The sequence below is a fragment of the Paraburkholderia caffeinitolerans genome, assembly GCF_902859945.1.
Classification (GTDB): Bacteria; Pseudomonadota; Gammaproteobacteria; order Burkholderiales; family Burkholderiaceae; genus Paraburkholderia; species Paraburkholderia caffeinitolerans.
The window spans coordinates 163,599-184,230 of sequence record NZ_CADIKL010000006.1 but is presented as its reverse complement, the minus strand read 5'-3'; the positions used below and the strand labels follow the sequence as shown (position 1 = coordinate 184,230).

The window sequence follows — 20,632 nt, the reverse complement described above, 5'->3', positions numbered from 1 at the left end:
TTCGATCCTTGTTCAATGGATGCCTATCGTCGTCAGGCGAGCGTTTTGTCGGAAAGCGACGCGGCGAGAGGGTGGCGCGAGATGCTGATGCTGGTTACGCCAAGCATCTTTCGTAGCTGATCGCCCGGCACTACAAGCGGCCCAGGCCCGGGACCATTGCCGGCCGTCGGCTGCGGATAGGCGGTCGAGCGCGCGGTATGGAACGTGATATTGCCCTCCACCTTGGAAACGATCTGATGAATATGACCGTTGATGACGGTGACCGAGCCGAATCGCTTCAGATACTCCATCGCCTGACCCGCATCGCCGGTGCCCCAGCCCCAGGGTTCGTAGATCGTCCACATGGGCATGTGCACAAACACCACGATCGGCGTGCTGGAGGTGCGGCCCTTCAGATCGTTTTCCAGCCAGGCTAGCTGCTCATCACCCAGGCTTCCCAGCCCGTTTGGCTTGAAATGCATCACATTGACGAGCCCGACAAAGTGCACGCCATGGTTGTCGAAGCTGTAATAGCCCCGGTTGTCTGACGCCTGTCCGAAGCGCTTGAAGTATTCGCCTTGCGGTCCGTCCGTCACATCGTGCTCACCCGGCACCGTGTGCAACTCCGTGACGTTCAGCCCGGAGAGCAATTGGGACGCGAGATCGAACTCCGCCGGCTTGGAAAGATGGGTGATATCGCCCGTGTGAATCGCGAGGGCAGGTTTGACCGGCATGGCATTGACGTAATCAATCGTCTGTTTGAGCGTGCCCGCGACATCGGGATTGGCTTCCTTGTTGAAGCCAATATGCGAGTCGCTGATCTGCAGGAACAGCGGAATGCCGGAAACCGCCGACTTGTCCTCAGTGCCGGCGGCAAGGGCGAGATGCACGGGCGTGAGAACGCCTCCGGCCAGCACAAACACGGTGCCCGCGCCACCGAAGGCGAGACATTTCAAGGCATTGCGGCGCGACGGTTGGGAAGGAAGATCTGATGACATGGTGTCCTCTCGACTGGGTTCAGGAAGCCGCCGGCCGGTTCGATCCGGAGCGTCTCCAGGGCGGGTTTCAGGTGCAATACCGCCCACGCGGCCGCTTTATTCCCGATCCTGGACACGTCGCTTCACTGTCCTGCGGCAACGCGCACGGACGCAGGCCTGGCGCACCCGCCGGCCCCACGTCTGCCTCGTCGAATCCGGGAATAACCGGCGCGGGTTCGCGGTACTGCAGTCGTGGCACACGCACACGAAATGAGGGAAACGAAATGGACATCATCGACAGGGCTCGTGCGTCGGGATTGACGGTAATCCTCGACGGCAGGATTGGCCGCGAGGAATACCAGAGCGTATGCGGTTCGATATCGGCATTGCAGCGCTTCGCGGAATCGCTGCTTCAATGCACGGCCGAGGAGCAGGACAGCGCCCCGCACCGGTCAACGGCGTTCAGCGCGGCTGACCGCGCATCTGGCCAATCAGGCCGGCGCATCAACAAACTCGCGAGAATGGCGGGCGCCATGGCGACGCCCGCTCGAAGAATGTCGCGCATCGCTCATTGGAGGCGCAAGTGAGCGCCGGGGTGCAATCCATTCTGCGCCGGCTTCAACTCGGCTCTGGCCTCGTGATGCTGACTTATCTCTTGCTGCATCTGGTCAATCACGCGCTCGGGATCTGGTCGCTCGACCTTGCCGGGCGCGGTCTCATACTCGCCCTGCGGCTCTGGCGCAGCATACCTGGAACGATCGCGCTCTACGGTGCTGCAACCCTGCATTTTTCGCTGGCGTTGCACACGATATACGGGCGACGCCATTGGGTGCTGCCGCCCGCGGAATGGATCCGCCTGTGGGCCGGGCTCAGCTTGCCGCTTCTGCTTATCCGCCATGCAGTGACGACCCGGCTTGCGTCTTCGCTCTATGGCTTCGAACCTGACTACGAGCGCGTCATTGTCGTGCTGCTTGCGAGCGGCACGCAGGGCCTGCAACTGGCGCTGCTCGCGCCCGGCTGGATCCACGGCTGTCTCGGGCTGTGGTTCCGGTTGCGCCACTTTCCGTGGGCGCGTCGCCTGCGGCCTGCGCTGCTGGCGTTCGTTGTGCTGTTGCCGCTGCTGTCCGCTGCGGGCTTTATCCGGATGATGCGAGCCGTCGTTGGGCAGCGTCGCATTCTTCCGCCCGCGGATGCCACGCTCGTGATCCATCAGGCAGCCCTCGATGCCACGCGTCACAATCTCGTCGCTCTGTATCTCGCGCTGATTGCCAGTGCGTTGATCCTGGGTCAGTTGCGCAACGTCTTTGAACGTCGAAGGCTGCGAAAACATCCGGTGGGCTCTCCGGCAAAAGCCGGCGTGGAGAGACGGTGTGGGTGAGATCAATAGCGACGACGCTGCCCGCAACAGCCGTTTCCAGCAGATGGCGTTGCCGCATCTCGATGCCGCGTACAACCTCGCGCGCTGGCTGAGCGGCAACCCCAACGATGCCGACGACATCGTGCAGGAGGCGTTCATGCGCGCATTGCGCTTCTTCGATACGTTTCGTGGCGACACCGCGCGCCCCTGGCTGCTGGCGATCGTACGGCGGACCTGGTATACGGAGTGGCGGCGGCGCAAGTCGTCGCACGAGGTTGCCGAGTTCGACGACAACCTCGACGATGCCACGATCGACGGCTGGAGCACCGCATGCGCCGATCCGCAAACGCTCCTCATCCGCGACGAGGACACCCGTCTCGTGCATGCGGCGCTGGAGCAGTTGCCGGTCGAGTTTCGCGAGGTGCTGATACTGCGCGAACTGGAAGAACTGAGCTATCGCGAGATCGCGGAGATTGCCGACCTGCCCGTGGGCACCGTGATGTCACGCCTGGCGCGTGGGCGCCGCAAGCTGGCTACGCTGCTGAGCGCATTGCAGGCGCGTGGCGTGAAGTCGCCAGCCCGCGGCGAAGCCGCTAACGCCCGGCGAAGCAGTGCATCGGGCGATGCACGCGACCTGCCAGGCGCGTTACGCGGCGACTTGCCCCCACGCAACCATCGAGACGGAATTGGAAGGGAGATGCCAGATGGACTGTAAAGAGGCAAGGCCGCTCCTGGACGCGAGCGTCGACCGGGAACTGTCGCCACCCGATGAACATCGCCTGCAGCAGCACGTTGTGGGCTGCGACGCATGCCGCCGCGAAAGCGAGACGGTGCACGCGGTTAGCCGCGCGGTGCACCGCGCCGAATATTACCGTGCGCCCGAAGGGCTACGCGCGCGGATAGCCGCCGCGTTACCGGCCGCCCCGCTACCGCTCGATGCGGATGAAACGCGTGACAGAGTGGCACCCACGCGTAAGCAGAGACGCTTTGCGTGGCTCGACGGCTGGCGGATTCCGCACGGGGGCGGCTTCGGGACAGCCGCCGGCAGCACCGCCTCCTCCGGCAAGGGAATAGGCACCGGCTGGTTGAAGGGGCTAACGGGGCTAACGGGCCTGGCGCTCGCGCTATGCGCGGTGACGGCGGGCGTGATCTTGACGCTGCCTCGTCCGGTCGACGACAGCCCGTTCGTCGACGAACTCGTGTCGAGCCATGTCCGGGCTCAGCTTTCAGGGCGCGACATCGACGTCGTTTCGTCCGATCAGCATACGGTGAAGCCGTGGTTCAATGGCCGGATCGACTATGCGCCTCCAGTCGAGGACTTGACTGCGAGCGGCTTCCCACTGGTGGGCGGCCGGCTGGACTACCTCGGACATCGGCGGGTGGCGGTCCTGACTTATCACTACCGCAAGCATGTGATCGACGTGTATGTGTTCCCGGACTCCGATCAAGCTATTGCGGGCCCGGCCAGGGAGATTGGCCGCGAGGGCTACTCGCTGCAGCGCTGGCACGACAGCGGGATGACCTGGTGGGCGATCACGGACGCTGCTCCGCAAGCGCTGACCGCGTTCGAAACCGCTCTGAAGGCCCGACTGCACGGAAGTGGATGATTCGAAGCGCGCGCCGGAGAAACCTTGCGGAGACTGCAGGCGCCGTAGCGGCCGAACACATGTCCGAAAATGGGGAACCTCGCAGGCGGCCAAGAGGTACGATGCCGCTCGTGCTTACCACCATCGACGCTCCCGAAAGCGACGCCTGCTATCTGGCGCTGAAGGCACGTGACGCGCGCTTCGACGGCGCCTTTTTCGCGGCCGTAAGCACCGGCATGTATTGCCGTCCGGTGTGCCGCGTGAAGACGCCGCGACGCGAGAACATCCGCTTTTACCGTCATGCGGCAGAGTTACCCTGCGCACCCCGCCCCGCTCGTTCATAGAGCGTAGCCGGTACGGCGAAACTCCGCTCCTTGCGGTTGAATCAGGCTGCCGACACTCAGATTCAATAGCGCCATCTTCCCTCGAACTCACACTCGACGCCATGCGGCGAACTTCAATCGCAAGAAACGGCGTGCCCTATTGACCTGCACGCCAATAGGGCCGATCGACTTCTAGCAACGACATGAGACATCGAAGCCGAATGGCCCTGACGGCAAAGTCGGCACGGGGCGCAGCCCGCAAAGCCAGGCGGCGCTGCGCCCCGACACGCTCGATTCAGCCTGCTCGAACGCCTCGCAACGGCGCCCCAGCCAGGCCCAGCTCATGAACCAGGCCGATGAGCGCACGCAGCCGCGCGGGCACGAAACGGTGGCCCGAGTAGTACAGCCTCAGCCCGCCGAACGATGGGCACCACGGCGCCAGCACCGGCACCAGCGCGCCGGCCTTCAGCTCTTCTTCGATGAACCACTCGGAGATGAAGCCGATACCCAGCCCGAGCAGCACCGCCTGCTTGATGGCCGGCAGCTCGTTGAGCGCAAGGCGCACGGGCAGATCCATTTGCAGCTTCTGCCCGCCTTTCGCCAGCTCCCAGCGATAGATGCCGCCGTGCGACATGCGCATGCCAATGCTCTGGTGCCTGAGCAGATCGCGCGGGTGCCTGGGCGTGCCGTGGCGCCCCAGGTACTCGGGCGTCGCCACCACCAGCATGCGGATGTCGCGCGACAGCGGCACGGCGATCATGTCCTGAGGCACGGATTCGGCCAGACGGATACCGGCGTCGAAGCCATCGGCCACGACGTCGATCATGCGCGACTCGCTCACGATGTCGATGCGCACCTCGGGATAGCGCTGCGCGTATTGCAGGAAAAGCGGCTCCAACAGCAGAGACGCCGCGCCCTGCGGCGCGTTGATGCGCAGCGTGCCGCTGGGCACGTCGGGGCCGGTGCTGGCCTCTTCCCCCGCGCTCTGGATTTCGGCGAGCGCGGGCGCAATGCGCTCCACATAGCGCTGCCCGGCATCGGTCAGCGCCACGCTGCGCGTCGAGCGGTTGAACAGCCGCACCTTGAGGCGCGCCTCCAGCCCGGCCACGGCGCTGCTCACGGCGGTGGTGGACATGCCCAGTTCCTGCGCCGCGCCACGAAAGCTGTTGCGGCGCGCGACGGCCAGCACCACTTCCAGCTCGGTCATGCCTGTTCTGTGCATGAATTGTCCTGAATTTCGGTATGCGCCATCCTCAACAAGACGGCTTATCAGAACAATAACACCGTCCTAGACTGTGTTGCATCACCCCCGAGGAGCTTGCCATGCAACGCATCGAACACATCTACATCAACGGCGAATTCGTCACGCCGCACGGCCAGGAATGGTTCGACCTCCACAACCCGAGCACCGAGGAAGTCATCGGCCAGGTGCGGCTGGGCGATGCGCACGACGCTCAGCGCGCCATCGCGGCGGCACAGGCTGCATTCCCCGCCTGGTCGCGCACCACGCGCGAGGAGCGCGTCGCGGCCCTGCGGCGCATGCACCGGGCCGTGGCCGCGCGCAAGGACGCGCTGATGGAGGCCATCCTGATGGAATACGGCGCACCCTCGGTGCGCGGGCACTGGATGGCAACGTATCCTGCCGACGTCATTGCCCAGGCGATCGATGCGCTGGAGTCCTTCGTGTTCGAGGAAAAGACCGGCGCGGCCACGGTCATCCAGACGCCTGTGGGCGTCGCGGGCCTGATCACGCCCTGGAACAGCAATGCGGGCTTCATCTGCAACAAGCTGGCTACTGCACTGGCGGCGGGCTGCACCGCCGTCATCAAGCCCAGCGAGATGAGCGCGATGCAAACGCAGATCGTTGCCGAAGCGCTGCACGAAGCCGATCTCCCCCCGGGGGTGTTCAACATCGTCAATGGCCGCGGCGACGTGGTCGGCGAGGAAATCGCGCGCAACCCCGGCATCGCCAAGATCTCGTTCACGGGCTCGTCCGCCGTGGGCCAGCACCTCGTGACCACGGGCGCCGCCACGATGAAGCGCGTGACGCTGGAGCTGGGCGGCAAGTCGCCCACCCTGGTGCTCGATGACGCGGACTTCACCGCCGTCATGCCACTCGTGCTCCAGGCAGGGTTCATGAACAGCGGCCAGGCCTGCATCGCGGGCACGCGCATCCTGGTGCCGCGCAGCCGCCTGGCCGAGTTCGAGCAGGTGGCGAAGGAGGCGGTCTCGCACATCCGATCGGGCGACCCGCGCCAGGCCGACACCGACATCGGCCCGATGGTGAGCAAGAAGCAATGGGAGCGGGTGCAGAACTACATCCGCATCGGGCAGGAAGAAGGCGCGACGCTGCTGGCGGGCGGCGAAGGCCGGCCCGAGGGTTTGCACGCCGGATGGTTCGTGAAGCCCACTCTCTTTACCCGCGCGAACAACCAGATGCGCATCGCGCGCGAGGAAATCTTCGGCCCCGTGCTGACCATCATCCCGTACGAGGACGAGGCCGACGCGATCGCCATCGCCAACGACACGCGCTATGGCCTGAGCGCTCTGGTGCTGGGCACAGATCCCGAGCGTTGCGCGCGCGTGGCACGCCAGATCGATGCGGGCCGCGTGCTCGTCAACACGCTGGTCAACGAGCCGCGCGCGCCCTTCGGCGGCTTCAAGCATTCGGGGTTGGGGCGCGAAATGGGCCGCTGGGGCATGAGCGCGTATCTGGAACCCAAGACCTTGCTGGTGAGCGCAGGCTGAACCTTCCAGGTGTCCTTGTCCGATGCGCTCGCCGGGCGCCCGCGTATTACCCGACAATCGTGCGGCACCAAAGCGATTGGGCTTCTGCACCGGGCAGGTCCGCGCCGCAGAGTATCCGGCCTTGCACCTTGTGCCGTTCAGGACGCGCTCACGCTGTCGAGCTCCGTGCGCGTGAGCCCATACTTCGCCATGCGGGCAAGGTGATCATCCGAACCGAGGTACCGGCGAAGTTGCTCGTTCACGGCCTGCAGAAGATCAGGATTGCGCTTGCTGAATGAAAAGGCGCCCACGGGCGCTCGCCCGTCTTGACGCATCTCGAGCGCAACCACTTCAAGTTCCTGATTGGCACTCGCGAGGGCACGACTTCCCACCGCCGTGCTCGCGTAGGCGTCGATCGTTCCTGACAGCAGCGCGTCGATCGCGTCGGGCTGGTCCTTGAATGCCATGATCTGGCGATCGCTCACGCCTGCGGACTTCGCGGCGTCGAGTTGCACCGTCCCGGCGACAATCCCGAGCCGCGCGTCGTTGCGCGCCGCGACGGCGCCGTAGCTCGTCAGCGCCTTCGGATTGCCATGCCGGAGCAGCAAGCCGTCGCCCAGCGCCCAGACCGGCGCGCTGAACGCCACGCTCCCTGCACGCTCCGCCGTCACGAAAATCGGCACGTTCATGTCCCAACGACCTTCCTGCACACCGCTCAAAAGCTCATCGAACGGAACCCGCTGATAGTCGATGGACGAGACACCGGCTGCCCGCAGCACCACCTCGGCCAGTTCGATGTCGGCGCCTACGCGCAGCAGGTGATGGAACGCAAGCTCGCGTTCAGCCTTTGCGGCCCCGTCTTGCCGCAGGTCGCGCTCGCGGATTTTCTGGAGAGTGGTGCTTACGAAACGCACCTGCGCGCGATCCGCCGCCTGTTCGAAGCAAACCTCGCGCGCATGACGCGTGCGATCGAAACCAGCTTCCCGGCCGGCACGAAAGTGAGCCGGCCGGCGGGTGGCTTTGCGCTCTGGCTCGAACTGCCGAGGCGCGTCGATTCCCGCACGCTCTTCGACGAAGCGCTTGAGCAAGGTATTTGCTTCGCGCCCGGCGATGTGTTCTCCGCGAGCCGGCGCTTTCGCAATTGCCTGCGCTTGAGCGCGGGGCATGCGTGGAACGACCGCATCGAAGGTGGCGTTCGCCAACTGGGTCAGTTGGCCCAGATCCAGCTAGCGCGCTGAACGGGACTAACGGATGGGCGGCCAGACTGGAGATTCAAACCCGCCCAATATTGCAGCTCCAAGTTCCATGACCTGCTCAGGAGTTACGGCATGCGCAGTTCGATGAGCCGCAGCATAAATTATCAGGATAACGAACTGACTGAGAGCCTGCCGGGATCGCTGGAGCAGGCGCGCATCACGGTCAACGCTTTGCGACGCGTCGCGAAGCAATGGACGAGGTGATCGCCTGGTTAAGCGTCTACAAACATCGGCGACCGCACTCGACGTTTAATTACGTTAGTCCAATGCAATTTAAGCAAAGCTGGCACGCCGCAAAGAGAAAGCAAGCTTCATAATAAGCGCTCGGTTAGAGGATACGACATCTGCGGACAACCTCAGGGAGCGGTGCTTCACGCCACGCCATGGACCACCATCACCGCTCCTGCCGTCACGCTTGTTGGGGATGGGTGCTCGCCTGGCTTGCCCTGATGGCCGCGTGTTCCGCCGAAAACGCGGCCAGTCTGCCCGACGGGGCGCGCTTCCATACCGTTGAGTGCCCCCAGCCGAACATCGCGGGCTTCCCTGAACTGGACTTTCCAGCCGGCGTTCAGTGCGGCACCCTCGACGTGCCCGAGGATCACGCCAAGCCCGACGGGCGCCGGATTCAGATTTTTGTCATGCGAGCTCGCGCCGTTTCGGCGACGCCCAGACCCGACCCGATCGTGTATCTATCGGGTGGCCCTGGGGGCGCCGGATCATTCGAGATTGCATCCATGATCAGGCACGGCATCAATGCCGACCGCGATGTCATCTTCGTTGACCAACGCGGCACGCACCGCGCGACGCCGCGCCTGGGCTGTCCAGGGTGGGAGCATTTCCTGTACGACGCGCTCAGCGTTCCCTTCACGGCCGATTCGACCACCGCCGAAGATGCGGCAGCAATCAAGGCATGCCACGACCCGTTGGCAGCCACGGGAGTTGACCTTGCCGCGTACAACAGCACTCAGAATGCCGCCGACATCGCTGCATTGCGGGTGGCGCTGGGCATCCAGAGCTGGAACGTCTACGGCGTGTCGTACGGCTCGAACCTGGCGTTGACCCTGCTGCGCAATCACCCGCAGGGCATCCGCAGCGTGGTGCTCGATTCGGTATCGCCGCCCTCGAACAATATCGCCGAGACGTGGTGGCAAGCGCCAGCCAGTTCATTCAAGGCCATCTTCGCCGCATGCGCCGCCCAGCCCTCCTGTGCGGCGCATTACCCGAACCTGCCGGAAACCTTCACGGCCACGGTGAACCATCTCGAACAAACCCCCGTGATCTGGCGGGTCACGCAGGCGTCCGGCCCGCCGGTAACGGTGAACATCGACGGCTTTGCCTTCGTCTACACCCTGATCACGCAAAGCGAACATGGCGATGCTTCCAACATTCCGAAGCTGATTGCCGAGATGGCACAAGGGAACGCACAAGGCGTCGCCTCCGCCTACCTCGCGGCGCGGGGTCCGGAGGCATTCATCGGTCTCGCCGGCGTGGGTTTGGCGATGGGCGTGTTCTGCGCGGAGAACGCCGACCGCACCACCGAGGCCGCCGCACTGGCGACGGCCAAGGCCGCACTACCCGGTTTTCCCGATCGCGTGCTCCGGATTCAGCCCAAGCAGGGCCGACTCTTCACCGACTGCCCGATCTGGAACGTCGGCGTGGCCCCTCCCTCGGTCAGCGCCCCGGTCGTGAGCGATGTGCCGGTGCTGATCCTCGAAGGCGCATTCGATGCCGCCACCGCGCCCGCGTGGGTGGACCTGGTCACCCCCTACCTCAAGAACGCCCAGACCGTGATATTTCCATTCACCGGACACTCGGTACTCGGAAAGTCCACCTGCGCGCCGTCCATCATGGCCGACTTTCTGGACCACCCTGCCCAGCCGGTTGACGCATCCTGCGCTGCGCAGATCACGCTGACCTTCTCTGCCCCCACGCCACCATGACCTCTGCCCGTACACCCGCCAAGCCCCCCCTGCTCTCCAGCCATCCGCGCCGAGCCTTCCTCGGCCTGGGCCTGGCAGCGCTGGCCACCCCGCTGCTGCAGGCCTGCGGCGGTTCCAGCGGCGGCGCCAACACGCCCACCGATCCCGCATCCGTGCAGTGGCTCCGTCAGGGCGTTCTCCAGGCGCTTGACGGAAGCGATGCCGACATGACCGCCGTGTCCGTGGCGATATTCGCGGATAAAGACATCGTCTGGCGCGAAGCTTTTGGCTACGCCAACCCCGACACCCAACTGCCCGTCACCGTCGACACACGCTTCAACCTCGGCTCGATCGCCAAGCTCTTTGCAACGCTCGCCGTGATGATTCTGCGTGACCGGGGGGCGTTGTCTCTCGACCAGCCGGTGGTCCAGTTGCTGCCGTCCTTCAGCATGCTTTCGCCGGCGTACACCCAGGTCACGGTCCGTCAACTGGTCAACCATAGCCCGGGCTTTCCCGGCACCAACTATCGCAACGTCTTCAACTTCGCGCCCATCCCCGGCTATGCGCAGGACACACTGAAGGAGCTGTCGCTATCGCGCCTGAAACACGATCCCGGCGAACTCTCGGTCTACTGCAACGATGGCTTCACGCTGTTGGATCTGGTGGTGCCGGCACTCACCGGCCAGAGCTATACCGATTTCATCCAGCACGAATTGCTCGATCCCTTGGGCATGACGCTGACCGGCTTCACGCTGGCGCCAGCCGCCGAAGGCACGTTCGTGCATCCGCGCTACCAGGGCAAGACCCAGCCGCAAGAGTTTGTGGCGGCCTACGCCACGGGGGGGATCATCAGCACGCCAACCGACATGATGAAAATAGCGCGCCTCTTTATGGACGGCGGCGTGTTCGAAGGCCAGCGCATCGTGTCCGCGGGCGCAGTGCAGGACATGGCCGTCGAGCAGAGCGCCTATACGCGCATCGACCTCGGGAATTCACCCCTGCGCTTTGGACTGGGCTGGGATAACGTGGTCCAGGCGGGCATGGCAGCGGGCGGATTGCTGGCCTGGCACAAGACTGGCGCTACCGACTTTTTCCATACCGAATTCATCGTCGTTCCCGGGGCACGCCTGGCCCTGGTGATCACCGGCGCCAGCAGCGACTATGACGGGCTGTCCCTGGCGGAAGGCGCATTGCTTCGCACTGCCCAGGAGCACGGCGTGATCTCCGCCCTGCCCTCGGCCGTCGTTCCCGTAGTACCGCCCCTTGCATCGTCCGCACCGGATGTCTCGCCTCTGACCGGCATCTATGCCAACTACAACCGGCCGGTCCAGCTGCTACAGGCTGGCGATGGCTCGCTGACGCTGAACACCTGGAGTGCCACGGGCTGGAATGTCCTGGCGGCGGGGCTGCGTCTGCGCACCGACGGCCGGTGGTGGGCCGACGCAACGGTCAACAAATGCTATGCATTCAAAGAGATGTCGGGTCATTTCTACCTGATCCAGCGCGTGCTGTCGGCCAACAGCTTGTACTGGACGGATGTACCTGCGGGCCAATGGCTGCCGGACGCGCCGGCACCGTTGCCGAGCGCCTGGCAGAACCGGCTGGGCAGCCATTGGCTTGACATCAACGACGACCCCGAATCGTTTGAAGGCAAGCTCGCACCGCGAACCGGCGTGATCGGCCAGTTGGCCGAGCGGCCCGGTTACGTGCTCTGGAACAACGCACAGCTCTTACGCGTGATCGACGACAACCAGGCTGGCATGACCGTGAAGATTCCCGCTGTGGCAGGGCGTGACCTGGTTGAACTGAACATGGTCATGGAAGGAGCAGAGGAACAACTGCACATTGGAACCATGGTGTTCCGCCGAGTCTGAATGGGGATGCGTCGCGACGCAGGCCTATGCTGCATACTCAGGTTCAAGATACCCAAAGACCCAAGAACATGGCCGCAAACCTCGCACACTCCTGGTTGACGCTCAGTCCCGCAGTCGCCGCCGCAAAGGCCGCAGGTCGCCCGCTAGTGGCGCTGGAGTCGACCATCATCGCACACGGCATGCCGTACCCCGAAAACGTCCGCACCGCGCGCGAAGTGGAAGCGTTGGTGCGCGACCTGGGCGCCGAACCCGCGACGATTGCATGCATCGGCGGGAAAATTCGCATCGGTCTTTCCGACGATGACCTGGAACTCCTCGGCAGCGCTGCGCAGGTACACAAAGTCAGCCGTCGCGATCTGCCGGCGGTGCTCGCCAGCGGCGAACTCGGCGCCACGACGGTGGCTGGCACGATGATATGCGCCGCCCTGGCCGGTATTGAGGTGTTCGTCACCGGAGGCATGGGAGGCGTGCATCGAGGCGCGCCGGAAACCTTTGACATCTCCGCGGATCTTCAGGAGTTGGCCAGGACATCGGTGGCCGTGGTCTGTGCCGGCGTGAAATCCATTCTGGATATCGGGCTCACATTGGAGTATCTGGAAACGCACGGCGTGCCGGTGCTCAGTTGCGAGCAGGAGAATTTCGCTGCGTTTTATACGCGGGACAGCGGCTATCGCGCGGATTTCAGGCTGGACGACCCAGCGGACCAGGCACGCTTCATCCGCACCAAGTGGGACCTGGGCCTGGTGGGCGGGGTGGTGTTGAGCACGCCGGTGCCGCAAGCCGCGGCGATGCCGTGCGAAGAGATCGAGACCCTGACTCGGCAGGCGCTAGCCGACGCCAGGGCGCAAGGCATCACCGGCAAGGCCGTGACCCCCTTCCTCCTCGCACGCATCAAGGCGCTAACAGGTGGCCGCAGCCTCGCGACAAACATCGCGCTCGTGAAACACAATGCCGAGGTCGGGGCGAGGCTGGCGCTCGCGTTGGCAAGGTCAGGATGACGATCCTTTGTCTCGTTCGCCGCCACACTCATCACGCCCCCGCGCGCGAAGCATCATGAAGCCGAAGCGGCAACGAACGTGCGGTGTTCGCGCTTGCCGGCGTGGTGCCGGATGGTCTGCCAGTGCGCGCCAGACGCTGAAGCGCTCCGGTACGATGCGAACCGCGCGTTGACGCGATGCGAACGCGCGAGCATCAAATGGCGATGATGCGGCCGCGCGTCTGCGTACCAGTGTGGCGCGACGACCGGCGTTGCGTCGCCGTTCAGCCACCGGCGTATCGTGACAAGGTCCGCTGACCGCCCCCACGATGTTTGCGAGCCGAGCAAAGCGATCATCACCTGGCCGCCCGGCATGTTGGCATCGACCACGATGCAGCGTCCCGACTCGCGGATATAGCCGGTCTTGGCGACCAGCACGTCCCAATCGGCTGAGCGGACGATCGGGTCGGTGTTGTGATAGAACCGCGTCCTCGTGCCGATTTGCTCTTCGTAACGGGGAAGCGTCGTGTATTCGCTGATCAATGGATAGAGCGACGCAGCGGTCGCCATCTTCACGACATCGCGTGCCGTCGAGAGATTGCCCGGCGAGAGACCGCTTGGATCGTCGAAGTGCGTATTGGCCATATGCAGCGCGCGCGCCTTTTCGTTCATCCTCCGGATGAACGCTGGCCGGCCGCCCGGAAACGCACGCGACAGCGCAGACGCCGCGCGGTTCTCGGACGCCATGAGCGCCAGCCGCAGCATCTCGCCACGCTCCAGCGACACGCCCGTCGGAAGGCGCGACCCGGAATGCTTGAGCCGGTCGATGTCGTCATCGTCGACGCTCACCTCGTCTCCCAGCGGCTGGGCGCTGTCCAACACCACCATTGCGGTCATCAGCTTGGTGAGCGAGGCGATCGGCTGGGCGTCGTCGGCGTTCTTTTCCAGCAGGACCTTGCCGCTCCCGACGTCGTAGACAATCGCGCTATGCGAATAGAGGAAAGGCGTTTGTGCCCACGCGACGAAAGGCGCAGACGCGAGCACTAGCGCGCCAAGGAACGGCTTCATGGCATTCACACCCTGGGACGGCAATCAGGCGATGGCGGGTCCAACGTGCAGGACGATTCCCGACAATTAAACTGTAGTGGCTGATTGCCGGAATGAGTGTGGGAAAGAAGACAGAATTTGGGTGCCTGGTAGTCGGCCATCGATCGGCCATCGATCGGCCATCGATTGCGCCGGGTGGTCACCAAACAATGCGGGTGTTGGGTAACGCCGTTTTGAGGTCATCGACGTTGGTGACCTTGGTGCCATAGAGGACGAGTTCCCGCAGCCCGGTCAGGCCTTTCAGCACGTCGACGTCCTTGACCGGCGCGTTGGCGAGATAAAGCTCTCGCAGACCCTTCAGCCCCTTCAGCGCATCGATGTCCTGAACCTCGGTGCGAAACAGATTGAGCGTTCGAAGGCCCTTGAGATTACTCAGTGCATCGATGTTTTCGACGCTGGTGTCGGAGAGATTGAGTCGTTGCAGGCTCGTCACGCCCTTCAGCGCATCGATGTTCGTGACTGGCGTGCGGGCAAGAACGAGTGTGTCCAACTGGGACAATCCCCGCAACGCGTCGATATTCTCGACCTTGGAGCCGTCGAGCACGAGCGTCTTCAGGTCAGGCATGCCCGCCAGCACATCGATGTCGCGCACTGGCGTATTCGCGAGATAGAGCGCCTGCAGATCGCGCAGATTCTTCAGGGGATCGAGGCGCTCGATTTGTGTCTCGTTGAGATCGAGTATTTTCAACGTGGTCAGCCCACCGAGCGGCTCGATATTCCTGACGTTCCGCGCGCCACCCAGCTTGAGCGCTTCCAGGTGAGGCAGCTTCGCCAGCGTATCGAGGTCCCGAACCTGCGTATCGCGGAGATCGAGTTGCCGCAGGTCAGTCAAGTCCTCCAGCGCGTCGAGATTCGACACGCGGGTATCCCAGAGATTGAGCGATTGCAGACTCGTCAGTTCTTTAACCGCATCGATGTTCTGGACCTGGGTGCGGTGTATCACGAGTCGTTTCAGGGAGCGCATGTCCTTTAGCGCATCGATGTTCCAGACCGGCGTGCCCGTGAGGTCGAGCGACTCCAGATCATCGAGGTCTTTCAGCGAGTCGACGTTGTCGATCGTGGTGTCCGCCAGACTCAACTCGAGTTTGCCGTGAAACTTGGCTAAGTGCGGAACCGCAGCGGCGAGCTGAGACGTCGTCAATGTCGATTTGGCCCGCAATGCCAGGCATCCGGACTCGCGGGTCAGCGCCGAATCGCCAGCGTCATTGCACGCGCCCGTGAAAAATCCCAGGTCGCTCAGGGCCCGTTCATCCAGCTTTTCCCGAAAAGGGCTGAACACCACCAACAGTGTCACGAGCAAAAGTCCAATGGCTCCGCAGATGACCCAAAACCTCGCACGACGCGAGACCGTTGTGCGTGCGCCTTGCGCAGCGGGTTCTTGGTTGGAGGGCGGGAAATTCGCCACAGTGGTCTCCGTTTGTAGTGGATCGCCTCATTCATACACGAGCGCAATGACTCACGGGTTGCGCCGAGCCTCCGCTATTCTGCCGCAACGATCACATGTGCCGGCCACCGGTTCACCCCCTGGGGTGCTTCATGTTTTCCGCGTCAACGGCCGCGTGCCAGTCCTCGCTCGCATCAAACGGCTCCATTGCCTCGTCAATGGAAGACCTTGCGCGCTCGGCGGTCGCCCGCGCGTCGTCTGCGTCGAGTTCCGAATCCTCGTCGACAATCTCAGGGGGCCGGATCATCTCCCTGATCATCGCACGCAACTCGGGTGTGTCCCACGGAAGGTGATGCTGCGTTTTCACCTTGATGTAGTGCCTCACTTCCGCATCCTGCTCAGGAGTCAGAGGCAATCCCCTGAATGTGCTTTCCGGTCCAACGTCAGCCATGGTTTCCTCCTGTCGCCGCGATCCGAACAATCATCCCAGTGTAACGCCGGCGTCATGACGCCGCCTCGCCCTGTGCGAGGATCATGGAGGCCACCACAGCCCCAACACAAACGATGCTCCTGGTAAGGTTACAGCGTCAGGCCGCCAGAGGCCTCGATGACGGCAGGGAAAAGTTCATCGAGCCCATGTTCAACGAGCACTTTTCGGGCTTCGCGACGCGCGCGTAAGCCAAGCGCTCCTCAAGCGTCAGGGGGCTGGCACCCCGCGAGGGGGCATGCATGCATAAGCAACGATCTCGACCAGCATCTCCTCACGTGCGAGCCCGGCAACGACAAAGGACGCACGATTCGGAAATGGCGCCGCGAAATGGCGCAACCAGACCGCGTTGACGGCCGGCAGCCACGCGCGATCCGTCACGTAGATCAGCACCTGCGCGACATCGCCCACCGATGTGCCAGCCGCCGCGAGCGTCTGGCGCAGGTTCGTGAACACCTGCTGCGCCTGGGCTTCGATACCGCCGCTCACGACAGCCCCGTCGTCGCCGACGGGAATTTGCGCCGTGTACAGCATGCCATTCGCAGTCACCGCCCATTCGAACAGCGGGGTGCGGCTTTGTGGCAGGCCGGTGCGGACGGCCTCGACCGGGCATCGCGCCATCGTGTCTTGCTCAAAATCCGTCATCGGCCCCTCCCGCACCATGCTCGCGTGATGATTGGGTCGCTGCGACCAGTACACGCCCCTTCCACTCGGCCAGACGCGCCGTTTGCGACGCTTCCACGTCGAGGCCGCGCCAGATCGTCTCGTAGTAACGTGCTTCGAGTTCCGAAGGATCGGCGGCGCCCTCAAGCGTCGGTGCAATCTCGATCGGGACGTGCAGTGCGGCATTCGCGTGGCAGCGCACAATCAGCTCGTGCGCATCCCCCGCAGCCTGGGCTGCCCCAGAGTCGCAGCCCAGATAGGCCGGCCAGGCTGTTTGTCCGGTGGTGCTCGCATAATGACGCCCTTCGGCATCGCTCCACGCGAGATCGAAGTACCGCCCGCACGCGCTCATCGTCTTCAGGCCGTAGAGCGCCAGGCGCGGCGCGAGCGCGTGCGAAACGCGCACGATGCCAATACCGTCGCGCGTCGCTTCTGCCCATGCAAGCTCGAACGCGAGCGCGCAGCCCGCGAGCCCCGTACAGCGTTGGACACGACTTGCGCCAGCCGCAGCGCCTTCGACAACCACCCGCTCGCCGGGCTCGGCGCCAAGCATGCCATCCAGCGCGCCCAAGCCGTCGAGCCCGAGCGCCTGCAACCAGACGGCCGCGTCGGCCGCATCCTCGTAATCCCCCTGCGTCCAGCCGCTGCCCTCCAGCGCGGCGCGGCACAGCGAGACCAGTTCGTTCATCGCCATCTTCATGCTTGTGCCCCCCCTCTTTCATGACCGTCCGGCACGCACGGAAACAGCCCGTCATCGATCATGTCGGGCGCGAGATCGTCCAGCGTCGGCGCCCCCTGGAACAGCGTGACGCGCACCCACAGGTTCGATTTCGGATCGAACTTGCTCGCGCCGAACATGGCGAGCTTCGCGCGCATCAGGTCGATGGGCAGCATGTCCTTTGCGAGCAGGTTCTCGCGAATCTCGCCGTAAGGGCGCCCCGCGAGCGACTGCACGCGGCGCACGATCGCGCGAAACTCGGGGTGCTCGGCCACGAACGCGGCAACGCCCATATCGTCTTTCGCCTCCTGGAGCCGTGCATAGAGACGCACGACCTGACGCGCGATATCGAGCGGCAACTCGCGCTCGGCGCCCGGCTCTTGCGCGCGGATACCCATACGCGGCTCCTCCTTCTCGGCGGAGCGGTACCAGAAGAAGTGCGTATCGACGCGCTGCGCCTCGGGCTGCGTGAGCGCCCAGCGGTAGTCGTGCGCCACGAGCGAGCGCAGCGCGCTCACGCGCATGTCGGGATCGAGCCGCAGCGTATCGTCGACCGGTGCGCCGCAGTCGATCGAATCGACGCGCTCCGGGTACAGTTCGAGCAGCACGGCCACGAGCACCTCCTGCGCGGCGCACGAGAGTTGCGCGGTGGCCCATGCAAGCAGTGCGCTCCAGCGCAATGGCTGCGGCTGCCCGGCTTCGTGCTGCAACGCGCGCTCGAGACGCGGCAGCTCGACAAGCAGTTGCGCGTTGCGCGCGGCCTCGCGCGGATGGTCCGTATGGACCTGCGCGATATGGCGCGCGGCGCGTGCGAGCAGCGTGCGCGCACGGGCGAGCGTGGCCGCATCGACAGACTCGACCACCAGCACGCGCGCGAGCGCGGTCTCGCGTGAGCGTATCCACTGGTCGAGTTGGGCCGGGTGGCGCACGAGGAACGGAGCCATGCCGAGCCCGGTTGCGTTGCCAACGCCAAGATATCGCCGGTAGCTGCGCGCCAGCTTGACCGCTGCACGCGGATTGCGCCGCGCCGCCATATGCTCGACAAGACGTACGCTGAAATCGCGCAAAACGAATACCGCACACATCTGCGCCGAAAAACCCGAGCGGAACGCCTGGCTATCTACGAGCCGCGTGTAATCAGCAATGCCAAATTTTCCATTGCCGTACACGGCCGTCGTGCGGATCAGGTAGCCGACGCGCTCGAACACGGCCGGGTCCGGCTGCCGCCCTTCGGCGAGGCAATTCACGACATAGTCGAAGTTGCGCACGCTCTTGTTCGCCCGGCACAGCACGAGATCATGCGCGCGCTGCCGGCCCGCCTCTTGCATCGGCACGTTGGTTCGCAATTGTGCGAGGTCCGTTGCTTCAGGCACGCCGCACACGAGTGCGGACGTGATGTCCCACTTCTGCGCGATCACGCGGTCGGTGCGCTCGGTAGCGTCCAGGTGCTGCGAAAAGATCACCTGGCTGTAACGCTCGCCATAGGCTTCGATCGTATAGACGCACGTGCCATAGCCGTTGTCGTCGAGATCCATCTGCGCGACGCGGATTCGCCAGTTGTCGCGCGCCATGCGGCGCACGAGCGAGCGCACGAAACTGAGCCGCGTGCCGTGCATGGCGCCGAGCCGCTCGGTGCGATTCGTGACGTCGGGGCCGCGCATCTCGCGGACTTCTTCCACATCATGCGAGCGCGGCTCGCACAACGATGCGTCGTCTCTGTCCAATGCTGCAATGGTCATTACTTCACTCCCTGCTCAACGGCCATCGTGCGCGCGATCCGCACGGCATCCCACAGCGAAGGCAGGATCAGAATCGAAACCGGCACCGCCGTGATGACGATAAAAGACTGCAGCGCGCTTATGCCGCCCGCTCCCATCGTGATCAGCACCGCGCCCACGAGCCCCATGCCGACGGCCCAGAAGATCTTGAGCCACGCGCGGGGTTCGCCGCCACGATCTCCGGTCATTGCCATCGCGATCGTGTAGGCCATCGAGCCGCCGTTCGTCACCACCGAAAAGAAACTGAGGAACAGGAACAGCGCCGAGATCAGGTTGCGCAGCGGCATGGCCTGGGCGACGCCGAGCAGCAGCGCCTCGGGCAGCGTGCCGTGCGAAATCACCTGGCCCGGCGAGGCCAGTTCAATGCCGATGCCCGCGCCGCCCACGAGCGTGAACCACAACATCGTGATTAGCGGCGCCGCGATCGAGAGCAGCACCACAAGCTCGCGAATCGTGCGGCCGCGCGATACCTTCGCGACATAGATCGCCATGATGGGCGCATAGCCGATGAACCAGCCCCAGTAGAACAGTGTCCACGCGTTGAGCCATTTGCCGTCCCCGCGATACATCGCGGTCTGCACGAAGTCCACGAGGTGCGTCGCGAACGCCTTGAAGAAAACGCTGCTCAGGAAGCTCGTGGGCCCACAGACATAGAGATACGCGGCGAGGCCCAGCATCAGCCAGACGTGGATTTTGCAGACGAAACGCAAGCCTTCGAGCCCCGCGATGCAGGCCGTCGTGAAGATGGCGGTCACCGCGAGAATGACGAGCGCCTGGGTCGCGATGGTATCGGGCACGTGCCAGACCGACTGCAGCACATAGGCGATCTGCAGGCCGAGGAAGCCAATCGGGCCGATGGTGCCCGCTGCGACGGCGATGATCGAGGTCGCGTCGGCCAGCGCCGCGATCGGGCCCCGGAGCGCACGCTGGCCGAACAGCGGATACAGCAGCGTGCGCGGCGCAAGCGGCAGGCCCTTATCGAAATGCAGGTGCATGAACACGATGGTCAGCAGGCTGCCGAGCACGGCCCACGCCAGAAAGCCCCAGTGCAGGAAAGATTGCGCAAGCGCCGCGACCGCCGCCGCCTCGCTGCGCGGCGCCGCGCCGAAGAACGGCGGTGGGCTCATGAAATGCATGAGCGGCTCGGCGGCGGCCCAGAACGCGCCGCCTCCGGCCAGCAGCGCGCACATGATGATCACGACCCAGTTGAAGGTCGAATTCGACGGCACCGCGCCGCGGCCACCCAGCTTCACGCGGCCCAGCTTCGAGAACGCGATGCCGAGACTCACCACGAAGGTCGCGAGCATGAGCAACTGCCAATACAGCCCGAAGCCGCGCGTTGCCCAGCCGAAGGCGGTGTCGACCGCCGCCGAGAGCCACGGCAGGTTGACAAGCGCGGCGGCGAGAAACAACGCGAAGAAGCCACCGCTGATCGTGAAGATAGGCCAGTCGATGCGGCCCTTTCGAATGGCCGCCTGCGGCGGCGCGGCCGCGAGGTCCGCCGATGTCGGTATTTCCATG

The 20,632-nt window shown here is 64.4% G+C and carries 19 protein-coding genes and 3 pseudogenes; 11 read left to right on the top strand and 11 right to left on the bottom strand.

What is annotated here, in order from left to right:
* Positions 1 to 32 precede the first annotated feature (32 nt).
* Positions 33 to 977 (bottom strand): metallophosphoesterase family protein, encoded by a 945-nt coding sequence (locus HV773_RS08250; protein WP_175194666.1) that lies wholly within the window; start codon positions 975 to 977, stop codon positions 33 to 35.
* Between the two features lie 263 nt (positions 978 to 1,240).
* On the opposite strand from HV773_RS08250, the gene HV773_RS08245 reads away from it, so the two are divergent.
* From HV773_RS08245 to HV773_RS08225, 5 genes and pseudogenes are all read left to right on the top strand, one after another.
* Positions 1,241 to 1,543 carry a hypothetical protein gene (locus tag HV773_RS08245; protein ID WP_175194386.1) on the top strand — a complete coding sequence of 101 codons (303 nt, stop codon included), beginning with the start codon at positions 1,241 to 1,243 and terminating at the stop codon, positions 1,541 to 1,543.
* A 53-nt stretch (positions 1,544 to 1,596) separates the two neighbouring features.
* On the top strand, positions 1,597 to 2,334 hold the full coding sequence (locus HV773_RS08240) for a hypothetical protein (RefSeq protein ID WP_377730218.1): 738 nt from the start codon (positions 1,597 to 1,599) through the stop codon (positions 2,332 to 2,334).
* 43 nt (positions 2,335 to 2,377) lie between these two features.
* On the top strand, positions 2,378 to 3,028 hold the full coding sequence (locus HV773_RS08235; protein WP_175194824.1) for an RNA polymerase sigma factor: 651 nt from the start codon (positions 2,378 to 2,380) through the stop codon (positions 3,026 to 3,028).
* Complete coding sequence (locus HV773_RS08230; protein ID WP_175194664.1) at positions 3,018 to 3,920, top strand: anti-sigma factor family protein; 903 nt, start codon at positions 3,018 to 3,020, stop codon at positions 3,918 to 3,920. Before HV773_RS08235 ends, HV773_RS08230 begins: the two co-directional genes overlap by 11 nt.
* A gap of 101 nt (positions 3,921 to 4,021) precedes the next feature.
* A pseudogene (locus tag HV773_RS08225) lies at positions 4,022 to 4,210 on the top strand (Ada metal-binding domain-containing protein); the annotation flags it as partial.
* A gap of 307 nt (positions 4,211 to 4,517) precedes the next feature.
* Here HV773_RS08225 and HV773_RS08220 read toward each other — a convergent pair.
* Positions 4,518 to 5,444 (bottom strand): LysR family transcriptional regulator, encoded by a 927-nt coding sequence (locus HV773_RS08220; protein WP_175194663.1) that lies wholly within the window; start codon positions 5,442 to 5,444, stop codon positions 4,518 to 4,520.
* 101 nt (positions 5,445 to 5,545) lie between these two features.
* On the opposite strand from HV773_RS08220, the gene HV773_RS08215 reads away from it, so the two are divergent.
* Positions 5,546 to 6,970 carry an aldehyde dehydrogenase family protein gene (locus tag HV773_RS08215; RefSeq protein WP_175194662.1) on the top strand — a complete coding sequence of 475 codons (1,425 nt, stop codon included), beginning with the start codon at positions 5,546 to 5,548 and terminating at the stop codon, positions 6,968 to 6,970.
* 137 nt (positions 6,971 to 7,107) lie between these two features.
* On the opposite strand, the gene HV773_RS36805 is transcribed toward HV773_RS08215, so the two are convergent.
* Positions 7,108 to 7,728 carry a transporter substrate-binding domain-containing protein gene (locus tag HV773_RS36805; protein WP_343052326.1) on the bottom strand — a complete coding sequence of 207 codons (621 nt, stop codon included), beginning with the start codon at positions 7,726 to 7,728 and terminating at the stop codon, positions 7,108 to 7,110.
* Between the two features lie 42 nt (positions 7,729 to 7,770).
* On the opposite strand from HV773_RS36805, the gene HV773_RS36800 reads away from it, so the two are divergent.
* The 5 genes and pseudogenes from HV773_RS36800 (at position 7,771) to HV773_RS08195 (ending at position 12,996) form a co-directional block, all read left to right on the top strand.
* Positions 7,771 to 8,187, top strand: coding sequence for an aminotransferase-like domain-containing protein (locus tag HV773_RS36800; RefSeq protein ID WP_246282254.1), 417 nt, complete (start codon positions 7,771 to 7,773; stop codon positions 8,185 to 8,187).
* Between the two features lie 42 nt (positions 8,188 to 8,229).
* Positions 8,230 to 8,522: pseudogene (locus tag HV773_RS36795) on the top strand (integrase core domain-containing protein); the annotation flags it as partial.
* Positions 8,523 to 8,588: 66 nt separating this feature from the next.
* Positions 8,589 to 10,145, top strand: a complete 1,557-nt coding sequence (locus tag HV773_RS08205; protein ID WP_175194659.1) for an alpha/beta fold hydrolase — start codon at positions 8,589 to 8,591, stop codon at positions 10,143 to 10,145.
* On the top strand, positions 10,142 to 11,998 hold the full coding sequence (locus HV773_RS08200; protein WP_175194657.1) for a serine hydrolase domain-containing protein: 1,857 nt from the start codon (positions 10,142 to 10,144) through the stop codon (positions 11,996 to 11,998). Before HV773_RS08205 ends, HV773_RS08200 begins: the two co-directional genes overlap by 4 nt.
* Positions 11,999 to 12,066: 68 nt before the next feature.
* Complete coding sequence (locus tag HV773_RS08195) at positions 12,067 to 12,996, top strand: pseudouridine-5'-phosphate glycosidase (RefSeq protein WP_175194655.1); 930 nt, start codon at positions 12,067 to 12,069, stop codon at positions 12,994 to 12,996.
* A 53-nt stretch (positions 12,997 to 13,049) separates the two neighbouring features.
* On the opposite strand, the gene HV773_RS08190 is transcribed toward HV773_RS08195, so the two are convergent.
* The 8 genes and pseudogenes from HV773_RS08190 to HV773_RS08160 all read right to left on the bottom strand — a co-directional run bounded on the left by HV773_RS08190 (position 13,050) and on the right by HV773_RS08160 (position 20,631).
* Entirely contained in the window at positions 13,050 to 14,042 is a 993-nt protein-coding gene (locus HV773_RS08190; RefSeq protein WP_175194652.1) for a D-alanyl-D-alanine carboxypeptidase family protein, read from the bottom strand.
* 178 nt (positions 14,043 to 14,220) lie between these two features.
* Complete coding sequence (locus HV773_RS08185; protein WP_246282244.1) at positions 14,221 to 15,375, bottom strand: leucine-rich repeat domain-containing protein; 1,155 nt, start codon at positions 15,373 to 15,375, stop codon at positions 14,221 to 14,223.
* 223 nt (positions 15,376 to 15,598) lie between these two features.
* Entirely contained in the window at positions 15,599 to 15,916 is a 318-nt protein-coding gene (locus HV773_RS08180; protein ID WP_175194649.1) for a hypothetical protein, read from the bottom strand.
* Between the two features lie 139 nt (positions 15,917 to 16,055).
* A pseudogene (locus tag HV773_RS37360) lies at positions 16,056 to 16,178 on the bottom strand (3-keto-5-aminohexanoate cleavage protein); the annotation flags it as partial.
* Positions 16,163 to 16,573: a RidA family protein gene (locus HV773_RS08175; RefSeq protein ID WP_175194822.1), complete on the bottom strand. Its 411-nt coding sequence runs from the start codon at positions 16,571 to 16,573 to the stop codon at positions 16,163 to 16,165. The pseudogene HV773_RS37360 and the gene HV773_RS08175, both read right to left, overlap by 16 nt.
* A 10-nt stretch (positions 16,574 to 16,583) precedes the next feature.
* Positions 16,584 to 17,303, bottom strand: coding sequence for a DUF3726 domain-containing protein (locus HV773_RS08170; RefSeq protein ID WP_175194647.1), 720 nt, complete (start codon positions 17,301 to 17,303; stop codon positions 16,584 to 16,586).
* Positions 17,304 to 17,311: 8 nt separating this feature from the next.
* Positions 17,312 to 19,072 (bottom strand): hypothetical protein, encoded by a 1,761-nt coding sequence (locus HV773_RS08165; protein ID WP_175194645.1) that lies wholly within the window; start codon positions 19,070 to 19,072, stop codon positions 17,312 to 17,314.
* Positions 19,072 to 20,631, bottom strand: coding sequence for a BCCT family transporter (locus HV773_RS08160; RefSeq protein WP_175194643.1), 1,560 nt, complete (start codon positions 20,629 to 20,631; stop codon positions 19,072 to 19,074). Before HV773_RS08160 ends, HV773_RS08165 begins: the two co-directional genes overlap by 1 nt.
* Position 20,632 lies beyond the last annotated feature (1 nt).

What these genes read in the sequence shown, in the direction of transcription:
- HV773_RS08170 (WP_175194647.1), bottom strand. Translation starts at nt 17,303, where the DNA reads ATGAACGAACTGGTCTCGCTGTGCCGCGCCGCGCTGGAGGGCAGCGGC.
- HV773_RS08220 (WP_175194663.1), bottom strand. Translation starts at nt 5,444, where the DNA reads ATGCACAGAACAGGCATGACCGAGCTGGAAGTGGTGCTGGCCGTCGCG.
- HV773_RS08240 (WP_377730218.1), top strand. Translation starts at nt 1,597, where the DNA reads ATGCTGACTTATCTCTTGCTGCATCTGGTCAATCACGCGCTCGGGATC.
- HV773_RS08175 (WP_175194822.1), bottom strand. Translation starts at nt 16,573, where the DNA reads ATGGCGCGATGCCCGGTCGAGGCCGTCCGCACCGGCCTGCCACAAAGC.
- HV773_RS08200 (WP_175194657.1), top strand. Translation starts at nt 10,142, where the DNA reads ATGACCTCTGCCCGTACACCCGCCAAGCCCCCCCTGCTCTCCAGCCAT.
- HV773_RS08190 (WP_175194652.1), bottom strand. Translation starts at nt 14,042, where the DNA reads ATGAAGCCGTTCCTTGGCGCGCTAGTGCTCGCGTCTGCGCCTTTCGTC.
- HV773_RS08230 (WP_175194664.1), top strand. Translation starts at nt 3,018, where the DNA reads ATGGACTGTAAAGAGGCAAGGCCGCTCCTGGACGCGAGCGTCGACCGG.
- HV773_RS08195 (WP_175194655.1), top strand. Translation starts at nt 12,067, where the DNA reads ATGGCCGCAAACCTCGCACACTCCTGGTTGACGCTCAGTCCCGCAGTC.
- HV773_RS36800 (WP_246282254.1), top strand. Translation starts at nt 7,771, where the DNA reads ATGGAACGCAAGCTCGCGTTCAGCCTTTGCGGCCCCGTCTTGCCGCAG.
- HV773_RS08250 (WP_175194666.1), bottom strand. Translation starts at nt 977, where the DNA reads ATGTCATCAGATCTTCCTTCCCAACCGTCGCGCCGCAATGCCTTGAAA.
- HV773_RS08215 (WP_175194662.1), top strand. Translation starts at nt 5,546, where the DNA reads ATGCAACGCATCGAACACATCTACATCAACGGCGAATTCGTCACGCCG.
- HV773_RS08180 (WP_175194649.1), bottom strand. Translation starts at nt 15,916, where the DNA reads ATGGCTGACGTTGGACCGGAAAGCACATTCAGGGGATTGCCTCTGACT.
- HV773_RS08245 (WP_175194386.1), top strand. Translation starts at nt 1,241, where the DNA reads ATGGACATCATCGACAGGGCTCGTGCGTCGGGATTGACGGTAATCCTC.
- HV773_RS08205 (WP_175194659.1), top strand. Translation starts at nt 8,589, where the DNA reads ATGGACCACCATCACCGCTCCTGCCGTCACGCTTGTTGGGGATGGGTG.
- HV773_RS08165 (WP_175194645.1), bottom strand. Translation starts at nt 19,072, where the DNA reads ATGACCATTGCAGCATTGGACAGAGACGACGCATCGTTGTGCGAGCCG.
- HV773_RS08160 (WP_175194643.1), bottom strand. Translation starts at nt 20,631, where the DNA reads ATGGAAATACCGACATCGGCGGACCTCGCGGCCGCGCCGCCGCAGGCG.
- HV773_RS08235 (WP_175194824.1), top strand. Translation starts at nt 2,378, where the DNA reads ATGGCGTTGCCGCATCTCGATGCCGCGTACAACCTCGCGCGCTGGCTG.